This window comes from Roseovarius sp. A46 (assembly GCF_004126395.1).
GTDB classification, from domain to species: domain Bacteria; phylum Pseudomonadota; class Alphaproteobacteria; order Rhodobacterales; family Rhodobacteraceae; genus Roseovarius; species Roseovarius nitratireducens.
Window position 1 is genome coordinate 42,763 of record NZ_PVWS01000024.1, and the last position, 9,612, is coordinate 52,374.

General features: G+C 57.3%; 7 protein-coding genes and 1 tRNA gene. 2 read left to right on the plus strand and 6 right to left on the minus strand.

Annotated elements, in window-relative coordinates; all coding sequences use genetic code 11:
- Positions 1-6 precede the first annotated feature (6 nt).
- Entirely contained in the window at positions 7-1,461 is a 1,455-nt protein-coding gene (xdhA, locus tag C6W92_RS12875) for a xanthine dehydrogenase small subunit (protein WP_129433871.1), read from the minus strand.
- A gap of 155 nt (positions 1,462-1,616) precedes the next feature.
- Between xdhA and C6W92_RS12880 the strand changes: the two genes are divergently transcribed.
- Positions 1,617-2,528 carry a LysR family transcriptional regulator gene (locus C6W92_RS12880; RefSeq protein ID WP_129433873.1) on the plus strand — a complete coding sequence of 304 codons (912 nt, stop codon included), beginning with the start codon at positions 1,617-1,619 and terminating at the stop codon, positions 2,526-2,528.
- Positions 2,529-2,596: 68 nt separating this feature from the next.
- Positions 2,597-2,686, plus strand: a tRNA-Ser gene (locus C6W92_RS12885).
- Between the two features lie 301 nt (positions 2,687-2,987).
- Here the strand turns inward: C6W92_RS12885 and C6W92_RS12890 are convergent.
- The 5 genes from C6W92_RS12890 to C6W92_RS12910 form a co-directional block, all read right to left on the minus strand.
- Positions 2,988-3,806, minus strand: coding sequence for a M48 family metalloprotease (locus tag C6W92_RS12890; protein WP_129433874.1), 819 nt, complete (start codon positions 3,804-3,806; stop codon positions 2,988-2,990).
- A gap of 67 nt (positions 3,807-3,873) precedes the next feature.
- Positions 3,874-4,257 carry a hypothetical protein gene (locus C6W92_RS12895; RefSeq protein WP_129433876.1) on the minus strand — a complete coding sequence of 128 codons (384 nt, stop codon included), beginning with the start codon at positions 4,255-4,257 and terminating at the stop codon, positions 3,874-3,876.
- 281 nt (positions 4,258-4,538) lie between these two features.
- Positions 4,539-5,153, minus strand: coding sequence for a hypothetical protein (locus C6W92_RS12900; protein ID WP_129433878.1), 615 nt, complete (start codon positions 5,151-5,153; stop codon positions 4,539-4,541).
- A gap of 66 nt (positions 5,154-5,219) precedes the next feature.
- The gene (locus tag C6W92_RS12905) at positions 5,220-7,925 is read right to left on the minus strand and encodes a DEAD/DEAH box helicase family protein (protein ID WP_129433880.1); all 2,706 of its coding nucleotides are present in this window, start codon (positions 7,923-7,925) and stop codon (positions 5,220-5,222) included.
- Positions 7,926-7,929: 4 nt separating this feature from the next.
- Positions 7,930-9,483 carry a site-specific DNA-methyltransferase gene (locus tag C6W92_RS12910; protein WP_129433882.1) on the minus strand — a complete coding sequence of 518 codons (1,554 nt, stop codon included), beginning with the start codon at positions 9,481-9,483 and terminating at the stop codon, positions 7,930-7,932.
- Positions 9,484-9,612 lie beyond the last annotated feature (129 nt).

The following is a 9,612-nucleotide window of genomic DNA, read 5'->3' on the forward strand; positions in this document are numbered from 1 at the left end:
TCTCCTTCAGGCCCTCAGTCGCATCGCTGCGCCGTGCTCGTGTTCGAGATAGAGGCGCAGCAGCAGGTTCTGCGCCGCGCGTATCCGGTAGGCGCTCGATGCGCGCATGTCGGTGAGCGGGGTAAAGTCATCGGACAGCGCGGCCATCGCCGCCCGGATTGCCGCCTCCCCCCAGGGCTGCCCGGTGAGCGCCGCCTCGGCTTGGGAGGCGCGCTTCGGCGTGGCGGCCATGCCGCCATAGGCGAGGCGACAGGCGGCGATCCGGCCTTCTTGCAGCGTGACCGAGAACCCGGCGGCAACGGAGGAAATATCCTCGTCGCGCCGCTTCGACACCTTGTAGGCCGCCACGATCTGTCCGGGTGCGATACGGGGGATGCGGATTTCCTCGACGAATTCGCCCGGCGCGCGGTCCTGCTTGCCGTAATCGACAAAGAACGCCTCGAGCGGCAGGGTGCGGCGCACGCCGCGGTGGCGCAGGGTGACCCCAGCCCCGAGCGCGATCAGCGCGGGGGGCGTGTCGCCGATGGGCGAGCCGTTTGCGATATTGCCGCCGATGGTGCCCATGTTGCGCACCTGCCACCCGGCGATGCGGCTCCAGTAGTCTGCAAGGCAGGGGAAATGCGCGTCGATGACCGGGGCGAAATCGCTATAGCTCACCCCGGCACCGATGCGGATATCGCTGTCGTTCACCTCGATCCGGCGGAGCCCGTCGAGATGCCCGATGAAGATGGCCGGGCCGATGGGGCGCAGGAACTTCGTCACCCACAGCCCCACATCCGTGGCCCCGGCGACGACGGTCGCCTCGGGCGTATCGGCGTAGACCTCGGCGAAATCGTCCACGTCCGCGGGCAGGATGGCGCGGTCCTCTTCGGGGCCGGTCATCACCCGCGTATCATCGCGCAGCGCCGCCAGCCGGGCCGCGACGCGGTCGCGCTCCTGCACAAGCCGGTCGCCGGCGGGGGTGCCGTAGCGGGCGGCGGATTGCGCCGCGCGGATGATCGGGGCATAGCCGGTGCAGCGGCACAGATTGCCCTGAAGGGCGGTCTCGATCTGGGCCTCGTCCGGCTCGGGCGTCTTCATCCAGAGCGCGTAGAGCGCCATCACGATCCCCGGCGTGCAAAAGCCGCATTGGCTGCCATGTTCGGCAACCATTGCCTGCTGCACCGGGTGTAGCGCGCCGCCCTCGCCGCGCAGATGCTCGACCGTCACCACGTGACAGCCATCCACCGACGCGAGGAAGCGGATGCAGGCATTGACCGGCTCGTAGCGCAGCGCGCCCGACTCCAAGCGGCCCACCAGAACGGTGCAGGCCCCGCAATCGCCCTCGGCGCAGCCCTCCTTGGTGCCGGTGAGCCGCCGGTCGAGCCGCAGGAAATCCAGCAGCGTGCGCGTGGCAGCAACATCGGCCAACGCGACCTCGCGGTCGTTGAGCAGAAACCTGATCTCGTCTCGCTGCGGCATTCGACCTCCTCCGGATTTCATGACAGCCCACAGGATAACGCAATCGACTTTCGATGAATACGGCGGCATTCGGCAAATACTTTCAACAAAACGTTGAAAGTAGGCGCGCGCTGGTGTTCACTCCCTGCATATCCCGGGCGGCAAGGAGCAAAGCCATGCCCTATATAGACAGCTTGCGCGTCTTCGTCCGCGTCGTCGAGCTTGGCAGCATCACCTCGGGCGGGCGCGACCTGCGGATGACACCCGCGGTGGCGAGCAAGCGTATCAAGGAACTCGAGGCGCGCCTCGGCGTGCGGCTGTTCAACCGCACGACCCGCACGCTCTCGCCCACCGAGGTGGGGCGGGTGTTCTACGACGAGGCGCGCAAGGTGCTCGACACCGTCGAGAGCGCCGAGGCGGCGGTGGCGAGCTATTCCTCGGCCCCGCGCGGGGTGGTCCGCATCGCCGTGCCGCTTGGCGTCGGGCGACGGATGATCGCGCCGCTGGTGCCGTCATTCGTCGAGCGGTTTCCCGACATTCAGGTGCAGATGCGGCTCTCGGATCGGGTGGTGGACATCCTCGCCGAGCGGCTTGACGTGGCCTTCTTCGTCGGGCAGCCGCAGGAGTCGAACCTCAAGCTGCGGCGGATCGAGAACTGCCGCCGCGTGCTCTGCGCCGCGCCGTCCTATCTCGACCGGCACGGTACACCGCGGCGGCCCGCCGACCTGCTCGATGGCGGGCACAACTGCCTGCTGCTGCGCTATCCCCGCTCACCGGAATATTTCTGGACACTGGAAACCGGCGACGGGCCGCGCAAGCTCGCCGTGTCGGGGAAATTCGATGCCGACGATTCGGACGTGCTGACCGACTGGATGCTCGCCGGTCATGGCATCGCCAACAGGCCGCTCTTTGACGTGGCACACCATATCGCGGCCGGTCGCCTCATCGAGGTGCTGCCGCAGACACCGCCACAGCCCTCGCTCTTCGGCTGCCTCTACCCGCACCGGCGCTGGCAGGACCCCAAGGTGCGTCACCTCGTCGACTTCATGGTAGACCACAGTCGCAAACGCATCCGCGCGGTGCAGTGACACCGGCAAGAAACCCTGCACCGCGCCCCCTTGCCAACCCCGCGCACCTGCGGCTAGAAGGCCGCAACGGAGAGGTGGCCGAGTGGTCGAAGGCGCACGCCTGGAAAGCGTGTAGGCGGGAAACCGTCTCCAGGGTTCGAATCCCTGTCTCTCCGCCACAACTCTTTTTATTTCAATGGCTTGTGGGTATGTTTATCCTGTACCCATTTATCCACCCATTTAACCACGGGGTGGTTGGTGGTGTTTATCATTCAGCATGAAGTTTGAGGAACGGGAACCGGATTCCCGGATTCCCCCCACAGGGACACACCCCCCGGGCACCCCCCGCCCATGCCTAGGAGGGACGTGTAGAGCGAGCCGGGGTTTTTCCAGAGCCACTCAAGTAACCGTCTCACAACGTCTCGCACTGTGGTCGGCAGGAATTTTGCAGCGGGAACTGTGAACAGTAACGTAGTGGAATCACTTTTTTCTTTGCAGTCCTTGTTGTGCCTCGATCTGCGCGCTGACCGCAAGCACGGTGGCGAGGCGCTTTTCATCTGGCGGGTGGGTTCCCCAAAAACTGAGGTTACCCGCATCAGTGCGCGCGTCCTCGGGCCTCGCGAAATATTTCGCCCCTTTTACCGGATCATAACCGGACGCTTTGGCAATGCGCGTGCCGAGCGTGTCGCTTTCCAATTCATAGGTTTGGGAATAAGCCCGAGACCCAACCGCCGCGCCCAGTTCCATATTACGCCCTACCGCATCCGGGTCATAACTCACCCCTGCTGATGCGGCCTGAGCATTGGAATAGGCAGTCAGCGCCCCTAAAATGAGAGCTCCAGCCATGGCCTGCTGCTTCTTCTTCTGGATATGTTGTCCAACCAAGTGACCGTATTCATGCCCCAGAACAAAGGCGACCTCGTCATCATTTTTCATGTCCTGCAGGATCGGCATAGTCATGAAAATCTTTGGCTTATCGTTGCGGTAGGTGAAGTATGCGTTACGCTCTTTAGCGTCACGGTCTATGGCGAGTTGTACATCACAATCGAAGCCGTCGAGAGATGCGGTTTCCGCCTCGCAGAACTTTTCTGCGACCGGCTCTACACGGCGAGAAACGCGATGAAACCGGCGCTCCGCTTGTGCAACTGAAACCCTTTTGCGGCTCTTGTCGTTTTGGGCCTCGGCGAACATGGATTTCGCGCGCGAGGAGGAAACGTCGTCAATGTCAGGCAAGACGTAAGTCGTCCCGCATCCACTCAAACCAAGGAACAATCCGACGATAGTTAAAGCCTTCTTCATTTTAAGCTCCTGTTGTACTTTTTGTGTTTGTATTACCTGCACTATTGCGACCAATATCTGGCCCACTTCATTCTGTGACAGTCATTAAAAGCTGCCCATAGATATCATACACCTTTGTTTTTGGTCGCAGCGCAATCCGCATGCCGCCAGAACCCTCTACCATGAGCCGCCCGTCACAGCCGGGATGACCGATACCCAGATCGACCGGCACGTCAGTTTTGAACCCAACGCCTTCGGGCACTTTTAGAGGTTCTATGTCAGTGCTTCCGCAGTCGAGGCACACCGGTGGGCGGCCTAACGCAAGAACCTTCTCCAGAACATCGAAGCCATCTTGGCTTGCCAGATACTTTGCCTCATCCTTTTCTAGGTATCGGAACAAAGGGTCCCCCGTATATGTCGCGCTTATCTCTCTCGCGCGCCCCATCACTTCGGCTTCTGGAAAATGTTCCATGGAAACTATTTTTTGGCAACATCGGCAAAGCCCCATCTGCCGGTTAAAGTCGAAGGTCTTGCCCTCATATTTCCAAAGAAAGCGACCGAAGGTTACCAGAGAGCTCCCTGAAAAGGAGCATGTGTCGCAAGCGATTGAGAGAAAGGGGACTGACATTTCTTGCGTGTACGTTATTTCGCTTTTCCTGCAATTCTTAGCTCAATATCCGCTTAGCGACTCTGGCGGATAATGCTTGAATTCCTCAAAGGAATTTTCCTATCATCCGTCATGCACACAGGTTGTCAGCGAAACATTCCTCCGGTTGCAACAAGATAATCAAAATCTTCGCCCCCAAACTCGCTCTCGATTCTCTTGGCTTTGCCAGTAGTTAGGGCGGTCTGCATGTATATGTGAGGTTTTTCGCCTCTTTTTGTTTCCGTTATCAACCGCACCTTTTCACTCTCGGACCCATTCCGAAATGCTTGAGAATAACCCTCTACCAGGGGCTGTAATCTTGGTATTTCAAAAAGCTCGTAACGCTGATTCAAGTTTTTCCTCCTATCCCTATTAAATCCATACAGTGCAGAGAAAGTACATGCGTCAATGAAAGGTTTCCAATTAGATTTGAGCTCTTCAATGATACTAGGTCTAAAAAGCTTATTTAGTTCCTCCTTAATGCTAACAGCCACAGTGCGCGCATCCGCCGTTCTTTGGCGAGGAGAGGGTGATCCGAATGAAATATCTAACCCTTTGCCTGCTTCTTCCCACCAATAAACGGCGAATACTTTACCATTTTGCAAGACTTCTAAGCCATGAAATCGTGCGACATCGTACAGAAGGCTCGCTATGGAAATCGAGATATCCTTCTCGTCAGAGCTAACATCATTAGTGACATAGCGCCTCACTTTCCTAAACATCTTCTAGCCTCCATTTTTTAAAGCTTGCAAGATAATCGTAAAGTGAACGGTGGGCTAATATCCATTTCAGACACCTCCATTAGGCAGGTCGGCAGACTTCGTGATCACCTTATAGCTCACTCCGAGTGCACCTCCGAAATGGCGCTGTCCGCACGTGATCTTAGCTCTTTCGTCAGGTCGCAGCTCGCTCAAATCAAGGCTGCCTTTGGTCTCGCGTACCAAGTACAGACTATCGCCATGGTTCGCAGGATCATCCATCACGACGGCCCAATCTGGGTTGTACCTGCCGATTGGAGTATCGACCGTGAACCAGTCCGGGAGCTTGATGTATAGTTTTACGTCGGCGCGCCGCTCAAGGTCGACAGCAAACTGCTTTTCGATGCCTTCGGAGTCCCAACGGACGCCGTCGTAAATGTGGGTCCCACCCACACCGCCTGTCTCAACGCTTGGGACGACATAATCTGCCCACGTCTGTATTTCTTCTGCGAACTGGGTCTGTTCGTACCATGTGCCATCTTTTTGGTACTTGATCCCTTTCACCATTTGATCGGCGAGTTTAGACTTTAAAATATCGACTGCGGTGATGGCAAAATCATGCGGATTTTCTGTCGCCTCTGCCCTTTTGGCAGTCTGCTTGAATACCTCCAAAAGGGTGCGTCGGGCCAACCGCATCGGCGGTGAAGTGTTCGCCATCAGGCTTTCCATCACCTCGATCAGGTTCGGTAAAGGATAACGCCCGGCAAGATCGACCGCGGTTCGGGCACCGCTAAGAACGATTGGCTCGAAGAAATCCTCGGCCTCATCGACGCGGATATTAGCTTTGGAAACTGTGATGCGGGGCTTTCTAATGGTCGCTTCATCAAGCTCAGCAACGGTGTCGGCGACGAGTTTTGGAGTGTCGATCTGCACCGAGTAGCGCGTCTTATGTTTGATTTTCTCCCAAAGCTCTTTGAACTCGGGTTTCAGCATGAATTGCTTGCGCAGCTTGATTGTTGTTCGTTTCCGTTGGTTCGGAGGCGGCGGCGGCAGGCCGTCCTTGCCGTATTCTTTCTCGATGTCCCTTTGCAGGCCTGCGACGAAACGCTCGTAAGTTTCGCTCGCGACAACTGTCAGGACGTTGATTTGTTCGTCTTGAATGCGGTCGCCGTTCTGATTGACCGGCAGTCGCACGCCACGACCAACCTGCTGACGGCGCTCGGTCTCGCTGCCAACTTCGCGCAATGTGCAGATTTGGAAGACATTTGGATTATCCCAACCTTCGCGCAGCGCGGAATGCGAAAAGATAAAGGCCACAGGCTCGTCAAAAGAGAGAAGGCGTTCCTTTTCACGCATGATGAGGTTGAAGGCCTCGTCGTCTTGTTTGGTCTTGCCGGTGCTGTCCAATACCATGGTCTCACCAGACTTCTTGGTCTTGGTTGCAAAATAGGCCTTCTGTGCATCCGCGGCTTGAACGTCCTTCCATTCGGCATACCGCTGTTTGATCTCGTCAAAAGCCTTCACGAACATCAGTTTCAGCTTGCCGTCGTTGGGGGCGTAGTTGTCCACCTTGTCAATGAAGAACAGGGACAAGACCTTGATGCCGTGTTCCTTCAGCCGACGCTGACGGCGGAAGTGCTCTTCGATGGTCGATGCGATCTGAGCTTCGAAGACCGCTTCGCGGTCGGAGCCTTGTTCGCCACCAAGCGCCAGTTCCTGATTGTTGGCGAAGCGGATGAAACCCGATCCGGGATTGATTTCGTCCACGACGAAACCTTCGTACTCAGCGCGCCCGGTTTTTTCGACCAGATTATCGCCGCTTCGTACCTTGATGGGCTTCTCTCGAATCTTCCCGGTCGCCATCAGTTTGTGAACACTCAGTTTGGCGCTCACGGTCCGCTTAGTGGCGTTCAGCTCTTCAACCCGTAGAAATGGCAGATTCTCGTTGTCTTGCTGTACGACCGATGCGACCTCGATGCGTTTTACCAGCCCTTGGCGGTAGGCGTCGAAGGGAGTTAGCCGATAGACTACATTATAGGCATTTCGATGGGTAGCGCTGTAGCGCAGGGCGCACATCGGGTTGAGCGAGGCCAGCGCGGAAACCGACAGATCGCTTTCCATGTTCTGCGGTTCGTCCAAGATCAAAACAGGGCGCGTTTCTTGAAGCTGGTATATCGGCGGGTCCAGCCCCTCCCGTGACTGGCGAATGACGGTCTCGGCGCGTTTGAAAGCGTCAATGGTCATCACCATGATCTCAATCCCGTCAGACAGCGCGAAACCGGCCACCTGGCTTTTGCGGGCGGAATCGTAGACGGTGGAGTGATACGGCGGCTTGCCAAAGAGCTTGTCGAAGTGGGGCTTGGTCACTTCAAGGGCCTTCTTCACGCCTTCGCGTACGGCAACCGATGGCACGACGATGATGAACTTGCGCAGCCCATAGGTCTCATAGAGGCGCAGCGCGGTTCGGATGTAGACATAGGTCTTGCCGGTGCCTGTCTCCATCTCAACCGAGAAGTTGGGGAAGGTGATGTCTTCCTCGCCGCGCAGCGTATCGACCTTGGCTGTAAGTGTTTCCAGCTTGTCGTCTTGGTCCAGACCCCGGTCGTCCTGCACCTTTTGCAGGTTGGCGAGAAGCTGATCGGGCGTCAGGTCCAGCCGGTTGGGGACAACCTGAAAGGTCGCGCCGGTCGGCACGGTCAATTGATTGCGCACGAAGGCCTGACCGTCGAACAGGCCCACGACGCTTTCGACCGCATCGACCTGATATTCCTGATCGCTGTCGAATTTGAACTTCATGGCCTCAGATCACCTTCAACCGGCATTGCAGGGCGAGGTTGGCGGCGAGCGTGTCGTCCAGCGCGGTGTCGCGACAGACGAACATGTCGTCCTTGGTCAGGCCCAAGGGAGCGACGGCATCGAGGGTCAGAGCCTCGTCCAGACAGATAATGAAGCTGCGATCCTCGTCCGGCACGCGCCAGAAGGTCGGGCCTGTGCTGATGTCCAGCTCTTCGACCTTGGCGGTCAGGCTGTAGCCTTCGCGCAAGGCAACCTCCCAGATCACGTCTTTCGGTTGCCAGCCGGGCGCGAGGCTATCGGTGAAGGCCTCTAGCTGCGCTGCGTAGCTGTCAGGGTCTTTGTGCTCGACACCAGTCCAGCGCATCATATTACTTTGCGTGAGCTTGAAGGCACGAAACCCTTGTTCAGTCTTATGCTCCGGGAGCCGAAAGACTCGTCGCATCCGTTCTCTGGCGATATCTGCAATGGTGTTCAGGCCCATGCTGAGTGCATTGTTCGCCGCTTCGGCACCTTCAATCACAGGCTCGGGAAACTGAACCGCAATCATTTTTCGTGGCGTGTGCTCACCTGTATTGGTCCGCAACAGCCCATGAAAAGAAGAGCCAGACCCGGCGAAGAAATCTAAGACGGTGTCCCCGGGTTCCGAAAGATACCCCACGAGACGTTCGAGATCGGTATAGCTCTTTGGATTGTCAAAGGTCTTCTTGCCGCCAAAAATATCAGCGAATTGCGTCGCAGCGGTTTGGGCATAGCTAAAGGTAACGCTATGCATCACCTGCACGTCGGCATCAAACATGTTGCTGCGAACGCCCGGAACAGTCGTTTCATCCTTTCCGAATGCTATCCTTCCTTCGCGGCAAACTTCGAGAAATCGACGGCGAGTTGGATATCGCCAACCGCTTGTTGGCAACTTGACCGGCTTGCGTGTGACTGGGTGGGATATTCTGTAACGTGGCCCTCCGCCGCCCGGCCAATTTATATTGCCGTCGTCCCTATACGGGCCTCGTTCATCAACCTTTCGATACCGTGCCAAAGGTTTTCTAGGATCGTCTTCTTCATAGGTTTCATAGAAAGCCAGAATGTCTTCCCGCACCTTCGTCCAATCATCACCGTGCTTCTTGCGCGACTTCTCAAATAGGTCTCGGACTTCTTCGATTCCTTCCTTGGGCGCTCGAAGAATTATGTCGTTCTCTTTTAGCCATGCTCGATTTCGAGCATAGACGACCATGTATTCGTGGCCGACTGAGAAGAGCTTTGCATCATTCTTGCGGTTTCTGTCGTAGACAAGAACGGCGGCGCGGTTCTCTTCGCCAAAAAGCTCATCCATGAGCCGTATAAGGTTTGGCAATTCATCATCATCAATGCTGACGACGACAAAACCGTCTTCCCTGAGCAACTGACGGGCTAGTGACAACCTTGGATACATCATCGACAGCCAGCCGGAATGCAGCCGCCCCGCCGTCTCGGGCTTGCTGGTGGTGTCGTCCCCGTCCTCGGTGCGCTGTCCGGTCAGTTTCAGGTAGTGATCCAGCGGGTCCGCGAAGTTGTCGGGATAGATGAAAGAGGTGGTTCGGTTTGTCTGAACAGCTACGTGGCGTTTTCTAAGTGGATTTCCGCATTGGTTATGCCGCTACCGCTTCGGACGCCGGCGGTTTGAAGTAGGCCTGATCGGGGGTTCTGCCGTCAA

Coding starts and splice junctions, on each gene's coding strand:
- C6W92_RS12880 (WP_129433873.1), top strand. CDS start 1,617: ATGCCCTATATAGACAGCTTGCGCGTCTTCGTCCGCGTCGTCGAGCTT.
- C6W92_RS12905 (WP_129433880.1), bottom strand. CDS start 7,925: ATGAAGTTCAAATTCGACAGCGATCAGGAATATCAGGTCGATGCGGTC.
- C6W92_RS12900 (WP_129433878.1), bottom strand. CDS start 5,153: ATGTTTAGGAAAGTGAGGCGCTATGTCACTAATGATGTTAGCTCTGAC.
- C6W92_RS12895 (WP_129433876.1), bottom strand. CDS start 4,257: ATGGAACATTTTCCAGAAGCCGAAGTGATGGGGCGCGCGAGAGAGATA.
- xdhA (WP_129433871.1), bottom strand. CDS start 1,461: ATGCCGCAGCGAGACGAGATCAGGTTTCTGCTCAACGACCGCGAGGTC.
- C6W92_RS12890 (WP_129433874.1), bottom strand. CDS start 3,806: ATGAAGAAGGCTTTAACTATCGTCGGATTGTTCCTTGGTTTGAGTGGA.